Consider the following 20,620-nt stretch of genomic DNA (forward strand, 5'->3'; position numbering starts at 1 on the left):
AATGTTTAAGAATTTTTTAAAAATTGCTGTGAAAAATCGGAAATTTTATATTATTGTATGCAACAAGCTATCGCAGATATCCCCCCCGGCGCCACGTTGAAGTCCGTCGATCACGCTTATGCCGAGATCAAGCGGGCGATCGTCGATATGCGCTACCTGCCTGGCGAAAGCATGCGGGAAGAGGAACTGGCGCGCAGTCTGGGCGTGAGCCGAACGCCGGTCCGCGAGGCATTCCGCCGGCTGGGCGCGGAGGGGTGGCTTGAAATTCGCCCCAACCACGGCGCGCGGGTCAGGGTCTGGTCGGTGCGCGACGTCGAAGAGATTTTCGAGGCGCGCGCGCTGATCGAGCCCTACCTGGTAGGGTGCGCGGTGGCCCGCATCAGCCCGGAAGACGTCGAGATCCTGCATGGTCTGGCTACTGAAATGCGTGTTATTTCTCACGCGATTGACGAGGATGGTGCTTTGGAAAAATGGTTTGTCGCGAATCGAGCCTTTCACGAGATCCTGACATCGGCTTCGGGCAACGCCCGGCTCAACCAGACCTTGAATCTGATGAAAGAGATCCCGCTCATCAAATGGACGTTCCGCAATTACACGGAAGAGGATCGCGAGCGCAGCGTGCAGCAGCACTGCGAAATCGTCGAGGCGATCAAAAGCGGCGATCGCGAGTGGGCCGAGTCCACCATGAAATCCCACATTCTTGCGGCACGCCAATCGGTGCTGCAGAAATTGAAGGCCAATCAAGGCGCAGTGCCAGTCGAACAGAAAACAAGGACCGACAAGAGGAGACAACCCCATGCTTAATTCCGTGAACGCGGGTGCCCGGCTGGACCGGCTGCCGACGTCCGCATTCCATCGCCGGATTCTGTGGCTGATCGGCGGCGGCATGTTTCTCGATTCGTTCGATATCTATCTGGCCGGCGGCGTGCTCGGCGCTTTGGCGCGCAGCGGCTGGTCGAGTATGCAGCTGAACGCGGCGTTCCTGTCGTCGACCTTTATCGGCATGCTGATCGGCGCACTGGTCGCCGGCGTGCTGGGCGACATGAAGGGCCGCAAGTTCACCTATCAATTCAACCTGGCGATTTTCGGCCTTGCCTCGCTCGCTGGCGCGGCCGCGCCGAGCATGACCTGGTTGATCGTCTGCCGCTTTTTCATGGGGCTGGGGCTGGGCGCCGAGATCGTCGTCGGATACGGTTCGATCGGTGAATTCATTCCCCCGAAGGTGCGCGGCCGCTGGTCGGCCTATTTATCGCTGATCACCAATTCGGCGTTGTTCTTCTCGACGCTGCTCGGTTACCTGATCATTCCGAGCATTGGCTGGCGCGCCATGTTCGCGATCGTCGGCGTCGGTGCGCTGGTGATTTGGGTGGTGCGCAAAAAAATGCCGGAATCGCCGCGCTGGCTCGAATCCAAAGGGCGTTTCGACGAAGCGGAGCAGATTCTGGCAGGTATCGAAGCGGAAACGCCCGCCGGGCGCGCTTTGCCGCCGCTTGCGCCGCAAGCGGCCGTCGACCAGCATCGGACCACGATGCTTTCTCTGTTCAAGCCGCCGTTGCTGCGCAAGACCTTGATAGCGATTTGCGTGCAGGTCGTGATCAACGTCGTGATTTACGGTTTCATCGTCTGGGTGCCGACGTTCCTCGTCAAACAGGGGCTGAGCGTGTCGTCGTCGCTGGGCTACGCCACGCTCATGTCGTTCGGCGGTCCGGCCGGCGCGTTTCTCGGCGTGCTGCTGGCCGACCGCATGGGGCGCAAGAATGGCCTGATCGCCGTGGCGCTGACCGCTGCCGTGGTGGGCTGGCTGTACGGCCACTCATCATCGGTGGGCGTAGCGACGCTGCTGGGCTTCCTGCTGTTTACGTTGACGTACCTGATGGTCGCGCTGGGCATCGCCACCTATTTGCCGGAGCTTTTCCCGACCGAGAACCGGATGCGCGGCAACGGCATCGCGGGGGCCGCCGGGCGCGTCGCCGGTATTCTGGCGCCGCAAATCGTGGTGATCATGTACGCGATGGGCGGCGTTGGCGACGTGCTCGGAGTAATTACTGGCGCGTTGCTGGTGATGGTGGTGGTCTTGACCCTGTTCGGCGTCGAAACCAATCAGCTATCGCTCGAAGAGATCGCCGTCCAGGACAATCAACTCAGCAACTCCAACAAGAACCTTCAATACCATGACTCAAACTAATGCGTTGACGCTCAAGCAGAAACTCGCCGGCGGCGAGATCCTGGTCGCTCCCGGTGTGTTCGATATGATCTCCGTGCGCCTGGCCGACCAGATGGGCTTCGACTGCCTGTACATGACCGGCTTTGGCACGGTCGCCTCCTACCTGGGCGAACCGGATGCCGGACTGGCGACCTATACCGACATGCTCAATCGCGTCAGTGCGTTTTGCGGCGGGAGCCGCACGCCGATGATTTGCGACGGTGACACCGGCTACGGCGGCCTGCTCAACGTTGCTCATACCGTGCGCGGCTACGAGCGCGCGGGCGCCGCCGGGATTCAGCTCGAAGACCAGGAGTTTCCCAAGAAGTGCGGCCACACGCCGGGGCGCCGCGTGATCGCCGCGCAAGACATGGTGAACAAGATCAAGGTCGCGAGGGAGGCACGCGCGAGCGACGAGTTCCTGATCGTGGCCCGCACCGATGCGCGCACGAGCCTGGGCCTGGACGAGGCATTGCGCCGTGCCGAGCAATATGCCAACGCGGGTGCGGATGTCTTGTTCATCGAATCGCCGGAGAGCGAAAAAGAACTGGAGATTATTGGCAAGACCTTCGATATGCCGTTGCTGGTCAATATCGTGGAGGGCGGGCGCACGCCGCAACTGACGCCGGCCGAATTGCAACGGCTTGGGTTCTCCATTGCGATCTATCCCGCCTCGGGTTTCCTGGCCGTGGCCCAGGCGCTGGAAAAAGTGTATGGCGACATCAAGGCGCTCAGGGGGACTCGCGACACGGAAAAGTCGCTCTACTCATTTGCGAAGATGTGCCAGTTGCTGGGGTTCGAAGCGGTGTGGGAGTTCGACCGGCAACACGCCGAATAGCGGTGCCGGCCGGGCATCGGGCTGCGCCTGTCCGCGCGGCGGCGTCGCGCTAGTCTTGCCCGTTGAGCAGCGCGAAATATCGCTGCTCCGCGCTCAGGATGAATTCGAGCATGGCGCTCTTGATCTGCTTTGCGTCGCGCTCGGTGAAACCTTCGAGCAAGGCGCGCAGGCCGTCGACGGCGATTTTCTGCGTGGCGGGGTTGCTGAGTGTGCCGAGCCGGACCTGCTGGGCGTGGTCGGCAAAGCGCTGGATGGTTGCCTTCAGCCGCGCATTCTGCACCGCGCCGAGCCAGACGTCGCGAAATTCGATATTCGCCTCGATCATCAGTGCGCTGTCGCTCTTGTCATACGCCTTGCGCGCCTTTTGATAAGCGCGCTTGAGGGCGGCCTCCTGTTTGTCGGTCAGGGCCGCGGCGGCACCTGCTGCCGCACTTGGTTCGAGCAGACGCCGCACCTCGAAGATTTCATGCACATCGTCGGTGGTCAGTGTGGGCATGACGAAGCCGCGCGTGGTGCCGACCAGATAACCTTCATTGACCAGGCGCAGCAGCGCCTGGCGCACCGGCATGCGCGTGCAATCGAATTCGTCGGCGATCTCGTAGTCGAGCAACCGGTCTTTCGGCCCGACCTCGCCGCGCTGCAGGCGCGCGCGAATTTCAACGAAGATCGTCTCGGTCAGCGTGGTCTGTTTAAGCGCGGTGCGGCGCGGTAGCTTGACGACTTTGGTTTCGGCGTTAGCCATGGCGTGTGGTCCGTGATAATTTGCATTCTGAATTCATGCTAAAAGGCGCGACTGGCTTCGTCAAGCATGCAAGACGGGAACGGACGGCTGTGGCGGCCGCCCGTGGCGCCTCATGCCGAGGCGCTGCCGATCGCTGCCTGGGACAGGCGTTTGCGGTAAAGAAAATAGACCGCCGAGACTGCCAGCAGCCAGGGTACGCCGACGATCCATGAGATGTCCCAGAACTCGGTGTCCAGGCCCATGGTGATCAGGATCGCCGCCAGCAAGGCAATACCGGTGATCTGCGCGACGGGAAAGAACGGCATGCGCACCGGCAGCTTGCGGTCTTGCCACGCCTGGCGAAAACGCAGGTGCGTCACGAGAATCATGATCCACACGAAGATGCCGCCGAACAGCGCGATGCCGAACAGATAGTTGTAGGCCAACGGGCTGAAGAACGAGATCGACGCGGCGATCAGAATCCCGACGCCGGAAATCAGCGTGGCCACCAGCGGCGTGCCATTGCTCGACAGGCGTCCTAGCCAGCTCGGTGCATAGCCGCCGCGTGCCAGCGAGAACAGCGTGCGCGATGAAAGATACAGGTTGGTGTTCATGCTCGACAGGGCCGCGGTGATCACCACGAAGTTCATGATGCCGGCGGCATGAGCGATCCCGGCGTGCGCGAACAGCTTCACGAACGGGCTCTGCTGGACGACCTTGGCACCGGCCTCGGTCCAGGGCAGGTAAGCCACCATGATGCCCAGCGCCAGCAGGTAGAACAGTGTCAGGCGCAACACCATCGAGCGCAGCGCGTGAGGAATGGCGCGCGACGGATCCTTTGCCTCGCCCGAGGTGACCGCCACGATCTCCACGCCATAGAACGAAAAGATCGCCATCAGCACGCCCATCCAGACGCCGTGGAAGCCGTGCGGCATGAAGCCGCCGGGCAGGCCCGTCAGGTTGTGCAGCCCGACCGGCGCGCCTGTGCCCAGACCGAACACGTGGATCAGGCCCACCAGGATAAACGCGACGATGGCCACCACCTTGATCAGCGCGAACCAATATTCGAATGAACCGAAGTTGGTCACCGAGCGGCAGTTGACGTACACGAGCACCACGCCGAAGGCGAGCGACCACAGCCAGACGGGCACGCCGGGATACCAGAAGCCCATGTATAGGCCCACCGCGATCGCTTCGCCGCCGACCGCGACGACTTCGATGATCCAGTACGTGTATCGCACCACGAACCCGGCCCACCGGTTCAGATACATTTCCGCGTAAGTGCCGAACGAGCCGGCGGTGGGGTGGGCCACGGCCATCTCCGCCAGGCTGAAGACCATGATCACGGCGACCACCGCGGCGATCAGATAACTTATCAATACGGCCGGCCCGGCATAGCCGATGGCGATGCCGCTGCCCATGAACAGGCCGGTGCCAATCGCGCCGCCAATGCCGATCATCGCGATTTGCCGCTGCGTCAGTGCTTTTTCCAACCCCCCTTCACGCGAGGTTATGTTGGGCGACTCCATGCTGTTCTCCTGAGGATTTAGAAAATCACTACGGTGGTTATGCATCGGGCAGCAGCGCCGCCAGGCGGTCGAGCGCGGCTGAAGTGGTGAGCACGCCGGGCGAGAAGCGAATGGTCGCGCCGCGCGTGTCCGCCAGAATGCCCTCGAGCGCGAGCGAGACTTCCAGTGCACGCGGGTCGACGTGAGCCGGCAGCTCGGCCATCACGCTGCCGCCGCGCCGCGCATCCTCGCGCGGCGAGCGCAGCCGGTAGCCCTTGGCGTCGCACATGGCCATCAGGCGATGCGCGAGCTGCAGGTTGTGGGCGCGCAGCGCGCTGGCGTCGGCCGCCAGGCGCCAGGCAAGTCCGGGGCCGGAGGCGACATAGGGCAGGAATGACGGCGTGCCATTGTCGAAGCGACGCGCGTCGGGCGCCAGCGAAAACCGCGCGAGATCCCAGTTGAATGGATCGGGTTGGCTGAACCAGCCCTGCACGAGCGGCGCCAGCGCAGCGTCGAGCAGCGCCGGGTTGACGTAACCCAGGCCGGTGCCAGGCGCGCCGCACAGCCACTTGAGCGTGGTGGTGGCGACGAAATCGACGGCCGGGCAGGCGACGTCGAACTCGAGAATGCCGGCGCCCTGTGTGATGTCGACCGCAATCAGGCTGCCTTGCGCGCGACCGTGCGCCGCCAGGCGTGTGAGATCCGCGCGCTTGGAAGCGGTGGACGTAACCCAGGTTACGATTGCCAAGGCCACGCCGTCGTCCCACCGGGCGATGAACTCGTCGTCGCTGACAAAGGCGGCATGCTCGGCCAGCGGCACCGTGTCGAGCGTGAATCCGAGCACCGGCGCCATGCCCATGAGCATGAAGTGCAGGCTTGGAAAGCAGTCGGCGGCGATCAGCACGCGGCGCCCGGCCAACCGCTCCCGGCCCAGTGCACCAACGAACTTGGCGAAGGCTTCGGTAACGTTCTCCGCGGCAAACACCGAGCCGGCCGGCGCGCCGACCAGGCGAGCCCAGTCATCCAGGGCGCGCTGTCTGATCTGCAGCCCGTAATCCCAGCGGCCGAGATCGGGGCGGCACCACTGCGAGGCGAACGTATCGAGCGCAGCACGCACGGCGTCTTCCTGCCCGGGGAACATACCGACCGAGTGGTACAACAGCCAGCCGTCGCGATGCGATCCGGCACGGTGAGTCATGAGTTGGTTTGCTTGCATCGATTTACCGTCGTGTTCTAGAAAATGTGGCGAATGCCCACGGCTACACCGGTCTGGTTACTCTTGCCCGGCAGTTCCGTGTACGCGCCGCCATCGACTTTGTTGTAGTCGAGCGTGGCGTAGAGCTGGGTGCGTCGCGACAGCGCATAGTCGGCCCACAGCGCGCCGGTGTAGCGCTTGCCGCTGTTGCCGGAAATGCCATTGACGTTCTTGATGTCGTCGTAATAGGCGGCACCGGTGAGCGACAGGGCGGGCGTGGCCTGGTAGGTGATGCCGGTGAAGAACGTCGAGTCCTTGCGCGGATTGGCAACGAACGAGCCGGTACTCACCGTGCGGCTCGGATCGTTGAGCGAGGCGTCCACGATGCCGGTGGCGTCATGCCCGCCCATATAGCCGAAGAACAGCTTGGCGGGTCCGGTGGTGTAGCGCGCGGCCAGGCCCCACATGCGTTGCGCGTTATTGGCGAGGTCGTGCAATTCCTGATAGACGGCGCCGAAGCTCAACGGGCCAAGGTCATACGAGGCGCGCGCTCCCCAGTAAGCGTTCTTGCTGAGGCTGCCTGGTTGTTGCCCGAAGCCGTAGGTCGCGCCCAGATGAAGGTGCTCGAAGGTGGCGTCATAGCTGAGCGCGTTGTCGATGCGCGCGTCGGTCATGTAAAACGCCCATGAGTTTGCCGTGTAGTTACCCACGGTCAGCGGATCGTAATCGCCGTAAAGGTTGAATGCCTCGGTGCCCTGTCGGCCCAGCTTGATGGTGCCCAGGGGGCCGGACAACCCGACGTACGCGTCGCGGCCGAACATCCGGCCGCCCTGATTCAGGTAGCCGGTTTGCGGATCGAAGCCGCTTTCGAGATCGAAGATCGCCTTGAGCCCGTTGCCCAGCGCTTCCTCGCCTTTGAAGCCGAAACGGCTGTTGGTGATCGCGCCGTTGGTCAATTGCACACTGCTGTTGTTCGCGGCGTCCGCGTTGGTCGTGTAGCGTACGCTCTGGTCGACGATGCCATACAGCGTGACCGAACTTTGCGCCAACGCAGTACCGGCGAAGGTGGCGCCCAGGGCCAGTACGACGGCGTGACTTTTATGTTTCATACATCTCCTCTTTCTCTTGTGTATTGCCCCCGGGACGGAGGCGTTGGTCGCTACCGCTGCCGGCCGTCGGAGACGGCCGAATGCTTGGAGAGAAACGCTTGCCGTCAGGCAGCGTCGGGCCCGAGCCTTGAGATAAAGGGCTCCAGCCGGTCCATGGCCTCGCTCAAACTGGCGTCGCTGCGCGCATAGCACAGGCGGATCTGATGCGCCGATTCGTCACCGAACGCCACGCCTGGCGCCAGACCCACGCCGGCTTCTTGCACCGCGCGCTTGCAGAAGGCGAGCGTGTCGCGCACACCGTCGATTTCGAACATCAGGTAGAACGACGCGGTATTGGGGACGACGCGCACGCGCGGCATGGCGCGCAAGCGATCGAGCACGAGACGCTGGCCGTTGCGGCACCGCTCGACGAACGAGCGTACGAACGGCTCGCCATCGTTGAGCGCGGCCGCCGCCCCAGCCTGCAGGAAAGCCGGCGCGCCGCTGGTGTTGAATTGAATCAATTTCTCGAAAGTCGCAAGCATCGGGCGCGGGTAGATCATCCAGCCCATGCGCCAGCCGGTCATGGCCCACGCCTTCGAGAAGCTGTTGACCACGAACACTGGATCGTCCGGCGCGGCCAGTTCCGCCATCGACGGCGCATAGGACCGGTCATAGACGATGCGCTGATAGACCTCGTCGGCGATGACGGCGATGCCGCGCCGCCGGGCGAAATCCAGCAGGCGGCGCTGCTGTTCGGCAGACATCATCCAGCCGGTCGGGTTGCCCGGCGAGGCGTAGTAGATCGCGCGCGTGCGCTCGTCGCATGCATCGAACAGGCGTTGCAGATCGAGGCTCCATCCGTGCTCCCCATAGCCGAGCGGTACTGCGCGCGTGTGGCCGCCGGCGATATGAATCGCCCGCAGGATGTTCGGCCACGACGGCGTGATGCAGACCACGTTGTCGCCGGGTTCGACGATGGCTTGCGAAACAAGCATCACGGCGTTCATGCCCGAACTGGTGGCCGCGACGCGCTCATCCTCGATCGAGATGCCGCACAACCGTGTGTAATAGGCGCGAATCGCCTCGCGCAGCGCGAGGATGCCGCGGTTGGGCGAATAGAAGGTATGTCCCGCGGCCAGCGCGCGATTGGCCGCTTCGCAGAACGGTTGGGGCGTCGGTAGATCGCTCTCGCCGGCCCATAGGCCGATGACCTCAGGACGGCCGATGCCCAGACGCCACACGTCGATGATTGGCGAATCGGGCATGGACAAGATCGATTCCCTGGTAAGTCTCATGATTTCCCTCGCGTTATGCAGGCAGGCGCCGCAATTCAATTTTGATGAATTCTGAATTCAGATTATTCTAAGATAATTTAAGCATCAAGCAAGTGGATTTGCGTAATTTACGTGTAAACCATGACGTTTATGGCTTCGTGGTGTTGCGAACGGTGATTGGTCTTGCTGCGTTTGACACGTCATTCGTTTTTCAATATTCTGAATTCAGTTTATCGGTGCGACGCAAAATGCCGTCGTACGACCCCAGAGGGCGGTCGCGCAGACGCTCTTCCTCGAAACACCCCATGTATCCGGAGCTTTTTAATAATGTTTAAGCCGCTCAAATCCAAGATGTCCCTTGAGCAATCGATCGATTTGATCTGGCTGTCCCTGGGCAGCGTCGCGCTGGTTGAATTTGCCGCACACGCCGCTCCGGGGGCGATCGTGCTGGATCTGCAGCACGGTCTGTGGGAGCGCGGCACTCTCGAGGCGGCGATCGCCGCTGCCGGATCGGACGTGCCGGTGATTGCGCGCTGCGCCGAGAATTCGCCGCATGCGATTGCGCAACCGCTGGACGCGGGCGCCGCGTCGGTGCTGGTGCCGCTGGTGGAGACTGAGGCCGATGCCAGGCAAGCCGTGGCGGCGGGACGCTATCCGCCTCTGGGCAGGCGCTCGGCGGGCGGTGTGCGCCCTCTTCTGGCGGGAGTCGAAGCGATGCTGGAGGCCGACCGCCAGGTCGCCGTGGGCGTTCTGATCGAAACCGTCCGGGGGGTGGAGAATGCCGCGGCGATTGCCGCTGTGCCCGGCGTCGACTATCTGTTTGTCGGCACCGGCGATCTCGCGCTCTCACGCGGCACTGGCGACCCCGAGGTGATCGCCCGCGATTGCGCCCATGTGTTGCGCGCGGCGCGGGAAGCCGGGTTGCCATGCGGCGTGTTCACCCAGGATGCAGCCGCCGCGCGCACGGCGCTGGCCAACGGATACCGCCTGGCGGTGGCCGCTAACGACATCGACGTGGCGAAGCAGGGGTTTTTGGCGGCGCGCCGCGCGCTGGCCTGACTGCACACGGCGCCAGGCGCGGGCTCTCAACCGTGGCGTCCTGGTGCGCTCTGGGGAGGCGCCTTTGATGGCGCGGCCGCCTGCACCGCCGATGCGCCGCCTGGCATCACGGTCGGCTTGACGGCGTTGTCGGGTCGGATGTTGAGCATCGGCAGCGCCTGGCTGGCGATCTGCACGAATGCGGGCGCCGCAGCCTGCCCGCCGAAGTGCTCGGCCGCGCGCGGCTGGTCGATCGACACGGCGATCACCAGGCGCGGGTTGGACAGCGGTGCGATGCCGACGAACGAGGCGCGGTAAAGGCTGTGGTCATAGGTGTGGCCACGCAGCTTGTAGGCCGTGCCGGTTTTGCCGCCGACCCGGTACCCCGGCACTTGCGCCGTCGGCGCGGTGCCGCCCGGCTGCACCACGGTCTCCAGCATGTCGAGAATTTCCTGGGCAGTGTGTGCGCTGATGATTCGCACGCCGGCCGGCGGGGTCGGTTCAGTGTTTTTGAAGATACTGAACGGCACCATCACGCCGTGGTTGGCGAATACGGAATAGGCGCGCGCCAATTGGAACAGCGACGTCGAAATGCCGTAACCGTATGCCATGGTCGCCTGCTCGATCGGACGCCACGAGCGATACGGCCGTACCCGTCCAGCCGAGGCACCGGGGAAGCCGAGCTTGGGCGCCTGGCCCAGCCCCATGTCGGTAAACATGTCCCACATTTCCTCGGGCTTGAGCAGCGTCGAGATCTTGGTCATGCCGATGTTGCTCGATTTGGTGATGATCTGCGTGGTGGTAATCACATGGTTGGCGCTGTCGTCACTGATGACCGCGCCATGAAATTCGAGGCGGCCATTGCCGGTATCGAAGGTCGTGGTCGGCGTCACCCGATGCAGCTGCAGCGCCAACGCCATGGTCACCGGCTTGAGGATCGAGCCCGGTTCGAACGAATCCGTCAGAACGCGGTTGCGCAACTGGTCTCCGGTCAGATCCTCGCGATTGTTCGGGTTGTACGAAGGATAATTGGCCAGGGCCAGGACCTGCCCATACTTCGCATCCAGCACCACGGCCGCGCCTGCCTTGGCGCCGGTGCGCTTGACGGCGTCCTTGACCGCCAGATAAGTGGCCAGCTGAATGCGGGTGTCGAGCGAGAGCTCGACATTTTTCCCGTCGCGCGGCTCAACGTCGTCGCCGAGATCCTGGATGATTCGCCCCAGCCGATCTTCGATCACCAGGTGGCTGCCACCGGTACCCTTGAGCAGGCTCTGCTCACCCAGTTCGACGCCTTCCTGGCCCTGATCCTCGACGTTGGTAAAGCCAACCACGTGTGCGGCAATTTCGCCCTCCGGATAGAACCGTTTGTAAGCACGCGTCTCGTGCACGCCCGGCATTTTCAGCGCCAGGACTTCCTTGCCCACGGTCGGCGTGACCAGTCGTTTCAGGTAGATGAACTTGCGGCCATCGGTCAGTTTGGTGCGCAGTGTGGCCGGGTTTTCACCGAGCAATTTGGCGAGCTCGGGCAGCTCGGTCAGCGGTTTGTCTTTCGGCACTTCCACCGGATTGGCCCAGACGTCGTCGGCCGGCAGGCTGACCGCCAGGATTCGCCCATCGCGATCGAGAATGCGGCCGCGCACCGCCGGCAATGGAATCTGGTGCTCGTAGCGCATCTCGCCTTGCTTGATATAAAAGGCGTTGCCCGGCCCCTGAATCCAGAATGCGCGCACGGCCAGGGCGATGAAAGCCAGGGTAATGAATGCGACGACCAGTCTTGAGCGCCAGGCGAAGGTGCCGCGATTGAGAATTGGCGTGGAGTTGAGGGGAATATTGCGTTGGGGGGCGCTCTTCATGTCCGGTGTCGTGCCTGCCGCGTGATTTCTGCGATGATAGTGCATTCCCGGTGGCCCGGGGAGGCATTTCAATGCAGCGGCTCCGGCGGTTTCTCGCCCGCGATGTGGTGCTGGCATTTTCGCGGCAATGAATTTTTTACACGTGCGCGCGTACGCTCGCAGGCTGCCGACCGAGACTGGCTACCTTGGAGCCAGTCTCGGTCGGCCTCGACTCACTGCTGCATGACTGCGGCAAACGCCTGTGCCGTGTAAGCCACGTTTTTCGCATTCAGGCCGGCCACGCACATGCGCCCGGACCCGACCAGGTACACAGCGAATTCGTCCCGCAGGCGCTCGACCTGCTCGCGGGACAACCCGGTATAGCTGAACATGCCGCGCTGCTTGACGATGTAGCTGAAGTCGACCCCAGGGCACTGCTTGACGAGCGCGTCATGCAGCTGTGTGCGCATGGCCTTGATGCGCACGCGCATCTGGGCGACTTCGTCTTCCCACTCCTTGCGCAATGCCGGATCGGTCAGCACCGTGACGGCGATCTGCTCGCCGTAAGTCGGCGGATTGGAGTAGTTGCGGCGCACGGTTGCCTTCAGTTGGCCCAGCACGCGAGCGGCCTCCTCGGCATCGCGGCAAACGACCGACAGGCCGCCGCAGCGCTCGCCATAGAACGACAGGTTCTTCGAGAACGAATTGCTGACAAAGAAGCTGACGCCGGCATCGGTCATCGCGCGGATCGCATAAGCATCTTCATCGAGTCCGTCGCCGAAGCCCTGGTAGGCGATATCCATGAACGGGATCAGCTGGCGCTCCTTGGCCACCCGGACGACTTCCTGCCATTGGGTGCGGTCCAGATCGACGCCGGTCGGATTGTGGCAGCAGGGGTGCAGCAGCACGATCGACTGAGCCGGCAGTTGCGCAAGGCTCGCGAGCATCGCCTCGAATTGCACGCCGCCAGTGCTCTTGTCGTAGTAGGGATAGTCGTTGACGGTGAAGCCCGCGCCCTCGAATATCGCGCGATGGTTTTCCCAGGTGGGCGAGCTGACCCAGACCTGGCTGGCGGGGAAGTAGCGCTTGAGCAGATCGGCGCCGACCTTGAGCGCGCCCGAGCCGCCGATACTCTGGATCGTGGCGATGCGGCCGGCCTTGACGGCTTCATGGCCGGCGCCGAACAGCAGTTGCTGTACTGCCGCGCGGTAAGCCGCGTCGCCTTCCATCGGCAGATAGGGGCGCGGCGAGAGCTTGGCGGCGTGGCGGGCCTCGGCTTGCTGCACCGACTTCAGCAATGGCAGCCGACCCTCTTCGTCGTAATACAGGCCGACGCTCAGGTTGACCTTGTTGGCGCGGGGATCTTTCTGAAAGGCCTCGCCCAGGCTGAGAATAGGATCGCCGGCGTAGGCTTCGACATGCTCGAACATATGACAGACTCTTGTGAAAAAAGGGGGGGATGGTCATGTTGCGCCGCCGGTCGGGCGGCGTAGCGCTCCCATATTTACCAGAAGTCGGCCGTTATCGCTATCGATGGCCCATGCAAATCGAAGAAACTTGGCTCTTAATCATGAGCCATCGCCGCGCTACATTGGGGGCTCGATCCGACCTGGAGAAATTCATCATGTCCTCAGACTCGACCGCCGTGGCGACGGTATTGCGACATCCCGTCAACAATGAAGAAATTGCCGCCTGCTACCCCGCAATGCGCGAATTACGGCCTCACCTGAGCTCGCAGCAGGAATTCATGACGAGAGTGTCTCGTCAGTTCGAGCAGGGTTACCGCCTGTTGGCGGCCTGGCGCGGCAGCCACGCCGTGGCTTTGGCGGGCTACCGGTTGCAGGAAAACCTGGTGTACGGGCGCTTCCTCTATGTCGATGATCTCGTCGCCCTCGAGACCGAGCGCCGGGGCCGGCTCGGCCAGCGGCTGCTCGAAGCATTGGCTGACGAGGCGCGCGCGCAGGGCTGCGCGAAACTGGTGCTGGACACTGCGCTCTCGAACGCCTTGGCGCAGCGGTTTTATTATCGGCAGGGGATGTTGGCCACTGCCATGCGATTTAATCTGGCACTGAATAAAGAGGTCCGCCCCGCATGAAAAACATTCTGTACGTTGAATGCAGCCCGCGCGGTGAGGCGTCGCAAAGCGCGCGAGTCGCGCGCGCCTTGCTCGAGCAATTGCAGCGGGCGGCACCGCACGCTCGCTTGGTCGAGCGCAATCTGAGCGTCGATCCGCCGCCATTTGTCGGCCATGCCTATGCCGAGGCAGTTCTGGCACGTTCTGCGATGAGCAATCCCGAAGAAGTTGCGGCGTTTGACTATTCGGAAATGTTGATCTCCGAATTGGAGCAGACCGATTGCCTGGTGATTGGCACACCAATGCACAACTACACAGTACCGGCGGCACTCAAGGCGTGGATTGATCAAGTGGTGCGCATAGGCCGCACATTTCGCGGCACGCCGGCCGGCAAAGTCGGCTTATTGCCGGATCGGCCCGCATACGTCGTGGTGGCTGCCGGCGGCGATTACACTGGCGAGGCGGCTCGCCAACCGGATTTTCTGACTCCGTATTTACGTAGTATTCTGGCGACCATCGGCATAAGCCGGGTCGAGTTCATCGCGCTTGAGGGGCTGGCACGCCGGCCGCTGACGGAGGCCGAAGTGGAGCATCGGGCATGGTCGCTCCTGAATGGAGCGAGTGGCGATGGCGCCGAAACTCGATTGTCGGCAATGAACGCTGTCAGGTGAGCATGGGCCGGCGCAATTTTTTAAAGTACCCGATTTAATCGATTTGTCTTCAATTGGAAATGGATTCCAACTTGATTCATCCATTTTTCAAATGGAAATAGAAAAATTCTTACATACTGATGAGTCGAATTTAACGTTTTGAAACGAAATATCCAATTCGTTGCGACGCAAATGATGTCGGAAATATGAGAAAGGCAAGAATGATCTTATTGAATTCGACATTAAATTGAATAGTTACTCAAGAGCTGTGCAGTTTGCCCCAATTTTTTTCTGATTAAAATTCTGCTATTTTATAAGCTCGTATAAATAATCAAGGAAATAAGGCATGCCCAGCTATAAGGAACTTATTGCTCAACGTGAGAAAATAGAAAAGCAGATCGAGGAAGCGCGCGCCAAAGAAGTGGCTGCGGTCATCGCCGATATCAAGCAAAAAATCGAAGAATACGAGTTGACTGCCAAAGATCTGGGCTTATCGGTCGAGCGCAAGCAACGCAGGGCCAGCAAGGGACCGGTGGTCGCCAAGTATATGAATCCGGCAACCGGTGAAACCTGGTCGGGGCGAGGCAGAGCGCCCAAATGGATCGGACGGAATCGAGAAAAATTTCTGATCGAATAGCGCATCGCTCGCGCTTGGTCGACGTGCTTCAATCGGCGAGCGCCAGGGGCGACAGGAATCGGCCGCTAATGCGAGCTCCCCTGTTGTGTGAAACGATAGTTGTAACGCCACTTGCAGCGTTCAGGCTGCGCCATCCCGCAAAGGGAAAATCACCGCGGCTCTCAATCCCCCCGCCGCACGATTGCTGAGGACAAGCTTGGCGCCCAGTTGCTGGGCCAGCTTATCGACGATCGCCAGGCCCAGGCCGCAATGCGCATTGCCGCTGCGTGCCGGATCGAGGCGCACGAACGGGCGTACGATACGCGCCAGATCTTCATCGGGGATGCCAGGGCCGTTGTCTTCGATCGCCAGTTCCCAGCCATCGGCCGTGCGTGCCGTGCAAATCGTCAGCGGCGCCCGGCCGTAGCTGACGGCATTGTCGAGCAGGTTATTGACGATGCGCTCGAGATGGGTCGTCTTGAGTTGAAAGTGGGGGCCTGCGTGCAGCGCCGTATCGATCGCATACCCCTGGTCGGCGAAAACCTGCAGCAGATAGGGCAGCCGGCTGTCGACCGGCACCGGTGGTCCGAGCGGCTCGGCACCGCGCGCGAACAGCAGGAACTGGTCGACGATGCGCGCCATCGATTCGACGTCGCGCACAATGCCGCGTGTTACCGCGGGATCGTCGACGATTTCTGCGCGCAGGCGCAGGCGCGACAGCGGCGTCTTGAGGTCGTGAGCGATGCCGGCAAGCATCGTATTGCGCTCGCGCTCCGCTTGTGCGATGTCGGTGATCATTCGATTGAAGCGTTCCGTCAACTGCCGCAGCTCCCGCGGGCCGCGTTCCTTGAGTGGCTCGACCTCCCCGCCGGTAGCCAGCTTTTCGGCGGCCTCGGCCATGTCTCGCACCGGCCGCTGCAGCAGCCAGGCAGTCAGCACCGAGAAAATCACCGTGATCAGCAACACCGTCAACACGCCAGGCAGGATCGCATTGAGCGCACTCGGCGGTGTATGGACCATCACGATCGGGGTTGAAATCCATTGCTTTGCGCCGGGTAATTTCGCCCACATCCGCGGCGGCACGCTTTGCTCGATGCGCAGGTCGGTGCCCGGCGGCAGGCGCTGCGCAAGCTGCTGAGTGAGATGTTCGGATTGGCCGGTCGGTGTAAATGTGTTCCGGCCGTCGAACAGCGTCTTTTCGAAATGGACCGAATCCGGCAGCGGAATTCGGGAATCGCCGTCCATGACAGCTTGCGCGCTGCGGAAAATAAACGCCATCTGATCAGCGGAATATTCGAATAGCCGTTCGCGGCGGTCGTTGCGCAAAATGGTCAGCCAGGAGAAATGGCTGATGATCAGCACTGCGATGAGCAGCAGCGTGAGGCGGCCGAACAGCGTGTCAAAGCGGCGCTTCATGTTGATCGTCCGGTACGAAGATGTAGCCGCGCCCTCGCACGGTCTGGATGAAACGCGGGTTTTGGGGATCTTCGTTCAGGAGCTTGCGCAGGCGCCAGATTTGCACGTCGATGCCGCGATCGCTGACTTCGCTGTGCGCGCCGTAGAGCAGGTCGATGATGCGCTCCCTGCTCAGAACCTGCATCGCGTGGTTGACCAGCAGCTTGAGCAGACCGTACTCACCGTCGCTCATCGGAATTATCTGGTTATCGCGGGCGAGAGTGCGGGCGTGGAAGTTCAGCCGAAACGCCCCGAATGCATAGTCCTCGCGCTGCTCGGGTGCTGCCGCGTTGGTGACCCGATGGCGTCGCATCACCGCATTGATGCGGGCCAGCAGCTCGCGTGGATTGAACGGTTTGCCGAGGTAGTCGTCGGCGCCGATCTCCAGCCCGACGATGCGATCGATCTCGTCGCTTCGAGCGGTCAGCAAAATGACCGGCACGTCGTCGTTGCGCGAGCGCAGGTCGCGCAGCGCGCTCAGGCCGTCGACCTTGGGCATCATCAGATCGAGCACGATCAGGGCGGGCCGCTCGCGCTCGAGACGCGCGGCCAAGCCCTCGCCGTCGTGCATGACGGCTACGGCAAAGCCATGCCGCGTCAAATATTCGCGCAGCAGGTCGCGCAAGTCAGGATCGTCGTCGACAACAAGGATTTTCATGGGAGCAGCGTGCGTTCGATTCATCATCATAGTGGCCTTGGCGGCCATTTGAATTTCGATATGTTTCGATTCATTACGATAGCCGTCGTTTGTAACGCATCGTAATAATTGCCATGTTACCGGTGTCATACGCAGGCATGCTCGTCACCGCCCGCCGCATGCGTTCTTGCTTTCCGATCCTGTCTCATCCGTTATTTGCCTGCGCTCCAGGCCGCAGCTCGAGTCAGGCCCGTGTGGCCGCCCGACCATTTAGGATGAATCCCATTAAAGTGGCTCGGAAGGTTTGACAGAATACCCCGGGCTCCAACAAACCTCGGATGAATCCGATTGCTTGTGCGCCCAACCAGGTGCGGCGACCCGTGCGCCGGCCGTCGCTACCCTCAGGGTTTCCAATCGATTCAACAATGTGAGAAGCAACATGACCATCAAAGTCATCATCGCGGATGATCATCCGATCGTGCGGCTCGGTATTCGCCTGATGCTGAAAGACCGGCTCAACGTGGAGATCGTGGGGGAGGCCTCCGACTCGTCGGAGTTGATCGCGCAACTCGGAAAAATGCCATGCGACGTCATCATTACCGACTATTCCATGCCGGGCGGATCCTACAAGGATGGGCTGTATCTCATCAGCTATATTCGTCGCTACTATCCGGACGTCAAAGTGGTGGTTTTGACCATGCTGGAGAATCTCGCGATCCTGCGCAGCATGCTCAAACTGGGTGTGCACTCGATTCTGTCCAAATCCGACGACCAGGAGCGGATCGCCGAGGCGGTTACCGTGGTGGCCGACGGCAGCCACTATGTGCCGGCGACGTTGGCGGCCCGCCTCAATCAGGCCTCATCCGACGAGAGCTGGGGCGGCGAGGCGCCGCTGCTCAGCGCTCGTGAAGTCGAAGTGGTCCGGCTGTTCGTCTCAGGCATGACCATCACCGAAATTGCGGCGCGCCTGAATCGCAGCATCAAGACCGTCAGCTCGCAAAAGAACAACGCGATGCGCAAGCTCGGTATCGGCCGCGATGTCGATCTCTACAAATATGCCACGCGCAGCGGCATCGGTTGACCGGAGTCAGCCGGCGGGCAGGCGCATCGTGCGCATGTCCTTGTAAATCAAGTCTCCCACACGCAGCATCTGTTTGATCTGGTGCGCGATCAGCTTCAATTCCTGAATGTCGTCGGCACTCGCGCCGGGTTGCTGTTCCTGGCGCACCACCAGCGCGTCCAACCGCCGGGTGAAATCCCTGAGGGTCTCCGTCAGATCGACGTCGTTGCTGCGAGGCCCAGCGGTGGGCGCGTCAGCGGCCCGCTGAAGGATATCGAGAATCGCCTGTGCGGCGGCGTCGAGTTCGCCGCTCGAGTCGCGCAGCAAGTGTCGCGCGAGTATTTCCGAGATGCTGGTGATGTGCGAGGCGAGCACGTGAGTCTGCACCAGAAGCCCATTGAGTTCCGCCACCGAGACCTGCTTGGATTTCGGCTCGAGCATCATTCGCTTGAACGCCGCACCGAAGTTGGCGAAGGCAATATGCATATTCTTGCGCGCCATCCGGTAGGCAAATTCATCGACGACGCCGTCGCGGCCGAGGCATGACTGCAGGTAATCCCGGGTCGAGAGCACGGAGTTGCGCACCAGCGGACTCATCAGGCGGTATTCCCAATAAGGGAAGAAGTAGCTGCAGACGAGCGCGACCAGCGAACCGATGGCCGTATCCAGAGCCCGCTCGCCGACCACCACGATCGAGCCGGGCACCAGCAAATGAAACAACAGCAGCACGTAAGCGGACGTAAATACCACAGCTAGCCCATAGTTGAAGAGCACCAGGCTGTTGCCCATCACCATGAAGAAGAACATCAGTCCCAGCAGGGCCCATGGCTTGTGCACGACGAACAGGATCGCCAGCACCAGCAGGCAGCCGATGAGCGTGCCCGACAGGCGCTGAAAATTCTTTTGCTTGGTCAGGCTGAAGCCAGGCTTCAGAATCACGATCGTGGTCAGCAGGATCCAGTAGCTGTGCGACTGGCCCTTGAGCAGCGGCAGGAAGTGGGCGAGCGCCAGGCCGCCCAGGATCGCGATGCTCACGCGCAGCGCGTGGCGAAAGCTCGGCGAGGAGAATGTCAGGTTGTGCCAGAGCAGCTTCGGGCTGAAGCTCTGGCGTGAAACGAAGCGGTTCAACGCCTGATCCAGGCGGGTTTCCATATTGGGCATGTCGCCGTCGCGCCGGATGTTCCGATACAGCTTCTCGATCTGCCGAGAGGTGCTCCACACGCGCCGGAAAGTTGCTACCAGGGCATCGTATGCGTCCGGCATCGACTGCTGAAAGCGCTTTGCCTTGAGCAGTTCGATTTCGTATTCGATGGCACGGAATTCCGCTTTCCAGCTGCTGCGCGAGCGCGCCGGCTGGTCGCTGGCGATTGCAAAGCCGACGCTGTCGACGTCGGCGGCCGCCTTGCGGATCAGGTCGCGGAAAAAAATCAGGATGTCGTCGTGCTCGAAGGTCTTGCGCAGCAGCGGGTAATCGGTATGCACCGAGACGACCACCTCATGCAGATCGACCACGTTGATGAACAGATTGAGCAGCATCGCGCGGCGCTTGTCGAGTTGGCCGCGGCGCAGGCGGGGCAGGTCGCGCAGAATCATTTCGCGGGCGGCCTGCTGCTTCTCCACCACGTTGACCTGCGTGGCGATCAGACGCCGATAGCATTCGCCCAGGTCCTGCTCGACGTCGTAGAACGCTCCTTTTGCCTCCAGGTACTGCGCGGTGGCGAAAAAGCATTCGGCCAGCGTTTGCTGCTCCAGGCGAAACCACAGCGCGCGGCATACCGCCAGACTGAAGTAGGTGTACCACAAGCCGCCGGCGAGCACGGCGCCGGCGTTCAGAAGAGCTTCGCTGGGCGAGACCACGGTCTCGACGTTGAGCACCATGATCAGCAGGCAGGCGAAGCTTATCAGCGAGGCCCGGTAACCGTAGACCACCAGCAGCGAAAGAAAAAAGCTCAGGCCGCCCACGCACAGCCACAACGTGACCGGGTGACCCGACGACAGGCCGGTCAGCGCGACGGTCACGGCGCCCAGTACCGAGCAGGCCAGCAACTCGATGTGCTTGTGGCGCAGCGGGCCGTTGACGTCGGCCACGCTCGCGCATAACGCTCCGGAGGCGACGGCCAGTCCCAGCAGATGTTGGCCCAGGCCCCAGAAAATCACCAGGGCCGGCAGGGTGACGCCGACCGCCTGGCGTGCGCCGCTAAAAAAATAGTGGCTGTAGAGGAATTTCTTGATTTGTCTTGGGTAATCCATCGTCGGCAAGCGGGCCTCGTCACAGCGAAGTCTAGCGTATCTCGCCGCGCCATCGCCCAATTTTGCGGACATACGCTCATTTCGCGCGGCGCTTTGTTATGCTACCTGTCACGCACGAGGTCGCCCCTCGCCTCACGCTGTCGCGCTCCACTTCGTGCGCCCCCTCGAACCCGGCTCC

The 20,620-nt window shown here is 61.9% G+C and carries 18 protein-coding genes; 8 read left to right on the top strand and 10 right to left on the bottom strand.

What is annotated here, in order from left to right:
• Nucleotides 1-57 precede the first annotated feature (57 nt).
• From PATSB16_RS02740 to PATSB16_RS02750, 3 genes are read left to right on the top strand one after another with little or no spacing between them, the layout of a single operon-like run.
• Nucleotides 58-804, top strand: a complete 747-nt coding sequence (locus PATSB16_RS02740) for a GntR family transcriptional regulator (protein WP_072628595.1) — start codon at nt 58-60, stop codon at nt 802-804.
• A complete protein-coding gene (locus PATSB16_RS02745; RefSeq protein WP_047212519.1) occupies nt 797-2,185 on the top strand; it encodes an MFS transporter in 1,389 nt (462 codons plus the stop codon). The genes PATSB16_RS02740 and PATSB16_RS02745 overlap by 8 nt, the downstream gene beginning before the upstream one ends.
• Complete coding sequence (locus tag PATSB16_RS02750; RefSeq protein ID WP_047212520.1) at nt 2,172-3,041, top strand: isocitrate lyase/PEP mutase family protein; 870 nt, start codon at nt 2,172-2,174, stop codon at nt 3,039-3,041. Before PATSB16_RS02745 ends, PATSB16_RS02750 begins: the two co-directional genes overlap by 14 nt.
• A 49-nt stretch (nt 3,042-3,090) precedes the next feature.
• On the opposite strand, the gene PATSB16_RS02755 is transcribed toward PATSB16_RS02750, so the two are convergent.
• The 5 genes from PATSB16_RS02755 to PATSB16_RS02775 form a co-directional block, all read right to left on the bottom strand.
• Nucleotides 3,091-3,783: a GntR family transcriptional regulator gene (locus tag PATSB16_RS02755; protein WP_047212521.1), complete on the bottom strand. Its 693-nt coding sequence runs from the start codon at nt 3,781-3,783 to the stop codon at nt 3,091-3,093.
• A 110-nt stretch (nt 3,784-3,893) separates the two neighbouring features.
• Nucleotides 3,894-5,291 carry an amino acid permease gene (locus tag PATSB16_RS02760; RefSeq protein ID WP_047212522.1) on the bottom strand — a complete coding sequence of 466 codons (1,398 nt, stop codon included), beginning with the start codon at nt 5,289-5,291 and terminating at the stop codon, nt 3,894-3,896.
• Nucleotides 5,292-5,328: 37 nt separating this feature from the next.
• A complete protein-coding gene (locus PATSB16_RS02765) occupies nt 5,329-6,468 on the bottom strand; it encodes an aminotransferase class V-fold PLP-dependent enzyme (protein WP_047212523.1) in 1,140 nt (379 codons plus the stop codon).
• A 35-nt stretch (nt 6,469-6,503) separates the two neighbouring features.
• On the bottom strand, nt 6,504-7,574 hold the full coding sequence (locus tag PATSB16_RS02770) for a porin (protein ID WP_047212524.1): 1,071 nt from the start codon (nt 7,572-7,574) through the stop codon (nt 6,504-6,506).
• Between the two features lie 104 nt (nt 7,575-7,678).
• Nucleotides 7,679-8,851 (bottom strand): pyridoxal phosphate-dependent aminotransferase, encoded by a 1,173-nt coding sequence (locus PATSB16_RS02775; RefSeq protein WP_047212525.1) that lies wholly within the window; start codon nt 8,849-8,851, stop codon nt 7,679-7,681.
• Between the two features lie 330 nt (nt 8,852-9,181).
• On the opposite strand from PATSB16_RS02775, the gene PATSB16_RS02780 reads away from it, so the two are divergent.
• Nucleotides 9,182-9,889, top strand: a complete 708-nt coding sequence (locus tag PATSB16_RS02780; RefSeq protein WP_047216210.1) for an HpcH/HpaI aldolase family protein — start codon at nt 9,182-9,184, stop codon at nt 9,887-9,889.
• Nucleotides 9,890-9,915: 26 nt separating this feature from the next.
• On the opposite strand, the gene PATSB16_RS02785 is transcribed toward PATSB16_RS02780, so the two are convergent.
• On the bottom strand, nt 9,916-11,721 hold the full coding sequence (locus tag PATSB16_RS02785) for a peptidoglycan D,D-transpeptidase FtsI family protein (RefSeq protein WP_047212526.1): 1,806 nt from the start codon (nt 11,719-11,721) through the stop codon (nt 9,916-9,918).
• A 212-nt stretch (nt 11,722-11,933) separates the two neighbouring features.
• The gene (locus PATSB16_RS02790; RefSeq protein ID WP_047212527.1) at nt 11,934-13,130 is read right to left on the bottom strand and encodes an amino acid aminotransferase; all 1,197 of its coding nucleotides are present in this window, start codon (nt 13,128-13,130) and stop codon (nt 11,934-11,936) included.
• A gap of 110 nt (nt 13,131-13,240) precedes the next feature.
• Here PATSB16_RS02790 and PATSB16_RS02795 point away from each other — a divergent pair, with 110 nt between their 5' ends.
• The 3 genes from PATSB16_RS02795 to PATSB16_RS02805 all read left to right on the top strand — a co-directional run bounded on the left by PATSB16_RS02795 (nt 13,241) and on the right by PATSB16_RS02805 (nt 15,061).
• Nucleotides 13,241-13,795: a GNAT family N-acetyltransferase gene (locus tag PATSB16_RS02795; RefSeq protein WP_418303882.1), complete on the top strand. Its 555-nt coding sequence runs from the start codon at nt 13,241-13,243 to the stop codon at nt 13,793-13,795.
• Entirely contained in the window at nt 13,792-14,445 is a 654-nt protein-coding gene (locus PATSB16_RS02800; protein WP_047212529.1) for an FMN-dependent NADH-azoreductase, read from the top strand. The genes PATSB16_RS02795 and PATSB16_RS02800 overlap by 4 nt, the downstream gene beginning before the upstream one ends.
• 325 nt (nt 14,446-14,770) lie before the next feature.
• Nucleotides 14,771-15,061 (top strand): H-NS histone family protein, encoded by a 291-nt coding sequence (locus PATSB16_RS02805; RefSeq protein ID WP_047212530.1) that lies wholly within the window; start codon nt 14,771-14,773, stop codon nt 15,059-15,061.
• A 120-nt stretch (nt 15,062-15,181) separates the two neighbouring features.
• Here PATSB16_RS02805 and PATSB16_RS02810 read toward each other — a convergent pair whose 3' ends face one another.
• On the bottom strand, nt 15,182-16,456 hold the full coding sequence (locus tag PATSB16_RS02810) for an ATP-binding protein (RefSeq protein ID WP_047212531.1): 1,275 nt from the start codon (nt 16,454-16,456) through the stop codon (nt 15,182-15,184).
• On the bottom strand, nt 16,440-17,153 hold the full coding sequence (locus PATSB16_RS02815; protein ID WP_156884822.1) for a response regulator: 714 nt from the start codon (nt 17,151-17,153) through the stop codon (nt 16,440-16,442). The genes PATSB16_RS02810 and PATSB16_RS02815 overlap by 17 nt, the downstream gene beginning before the upstream one ends.
• A 418-nt stretch (nt 17,154-17,571) precedes the next feature.
• On the opposite strand from PATSB16_RS02815, the gene PATSB16_RS02820 reads away from it, so the two are divergent.
• Nucleotides 17,572-18,213, top strand: coding sequence for a response regulator (locus tag PATSB16_RS02820; RefSeq protein ID WP_047212532.1), 642 nt, complete (start codon nt 17,572-17,574; stop codon nt 18,211-18,213).
• Nucleotides 18,214-18,219: 6 nt separating this feature from the next.
• On the opposite strand, the gene PATSB16_RS02825 is transcribed toward PATSB16_RS02820, so the two are convergent.
• The gene (locus tag PATSB16_RS02825; RefSeq protein ID WP_047212533.1) at nt 18,220-20,442 is read right to left on the bottom strand and encodes an FUSC family protein; all 2,223 of its coding nucleotides are present in this window, start codon (nt 20,440-20,442) and stop codon (nt 18,220-18,222) included.
• Nucleotides 20,443-20,620: the final 178 nt, after the last annotated feature.

Source organism: Pandoraea thiooxydans (assembly GCF_001931675.1).
GTDB lineage: Bacteria > Pseudomonadota > Gammaproteobacteria > Burkholderiales > Burkholderiaceae > Pandoraea > Pandoraea thiooxydans.

Bases quoted from the DNA above. Each gene is read 5' to 3' on its own strand.
- PATSB16_RS02770 (WP_047212524.1), bottom strand. From the start codon at position 7,574: ATGAAACATAAAAGTCACGCCGTCGTACTGGCCCTGGGCGCCACCTTC.
- PATSB16_RS02780 (WP_047216210.1), top strand. From the start codon at position 9,182: ATGTCCCTTGAGCAATCGATCGATTTGATCTGGCTGTCCCTGGGCAGC.
- PATSB16_RS02740 (WP_072628595.1), top strand. From the start codon at position 58: ATGCAACAAGCTATCGCAGATATCCCCCCCGGCGCCACGTTGAAGTCC.
- PATSB16_RS02775 (WP_047212525.1), bottom strand. From the start codon at position 8,851: ATGAGACTTACCAGGGAATCGATCTTGTCCATGCCCGATTCGCCAATC.
- PATSB16_RS02820 (WP_047212532.1), top strand. From the start codon at position 17,572: ATGACCATCAAAGTCATCATCGCGGATGATCATCCGATCGTGCGGCTC.
- PATSB16_RS02795 (WP_418303882.1), top strand. From the start codon at position 13,241: ATGCAAATCGAAGAAACTTGGCTCTTAATCATGAGCCATCGCCGCGCT.
- PATSB16_RS02805 (WP_047212530.1), top strand. From the start codon at position 14,771: ATGCCCAGCTATAAGGAACTTATTGCTCAACGTGAGAAAATAGAAAAG.
- PATSB16_RS02785 (WP_047212526.1), bottom strand. From the start codon at position 11,721: ATGAAGAGCGCCCCCCAACGCAATATTCCCCTCAACTCCACGCCAATT.
- PATSB16_RS02800 (WP_047212529.1), top strand. From the start codon at position 13,792: ATGAAAAACATTCTGTACGTTGAATGCAGCCCGCGCGGTGAGGCGTCG.
- PATSB16_RS02790 (WP_047212527.1), bottom strand. From the start codon at position 13,130: ATGTTCGAGCATGTCGAAGCCTACGCCGGCGATCCTATTCTCAGCCTG.
- PATSB16_RS02765 (WP_047212523.1), bottom strand. From the start codon at position 6,468: ATGACTCACCGTGCCGGATCGCATCGCGACGGCTGGCTGTTGTACCAC.
- PATSB16_RS02825 (WP_047212533.1), bottom strand. From the start codon at position 20,442: ATGGATTACCCAAGACAAATCAAGAAATTCCTCTACAGCCACTATTTT.
- PATSB16_RS02760 (WP_047212522.1), bottom strand. From the start codon at position 5,291: ATGGAGTCGCCCAACATAACCTCGCGTGAAGGGGGGTTGGAAAAAGCA.
- PATSB16_RS02810 (WP_047212531.1), bottom strand. From the start codon at position 16,456: ATGAAGCGCCGCTTTGACACGCTGTTCGGCCGCCTCACGCTGCTGCTC.
- PATSB16_RS02750 (WP_047212520.1), top strand. From the start codon at position 2,172: ATGACTCAAACTAATGCGTTGACGCTCAAGCAGAAACTCGCCGGCGGC.
- PATSB16_RS02745 (WP_047212519.1), top strand. From the start codon at position 797: ATGCTTAATTCCGTGAACGCGGGTGCCCGGCTGGACCGGCTGCCGACG.
- PATSB16_RS02755 (WP_047212521.1), bottom strand. From the start codon at position 3,783: ATGGCTAACGCCGAAACCAAAGTCGTCAAGCTACCGCGCCGCACCGCG.
- PATSB16_RS02815 (WP_156884822.1), bottom strand. From the start codon at position 17,153: ATGAAAATCCTTGTTGTCGACGACGATCCTGACTTGCGCGACCTGCTG.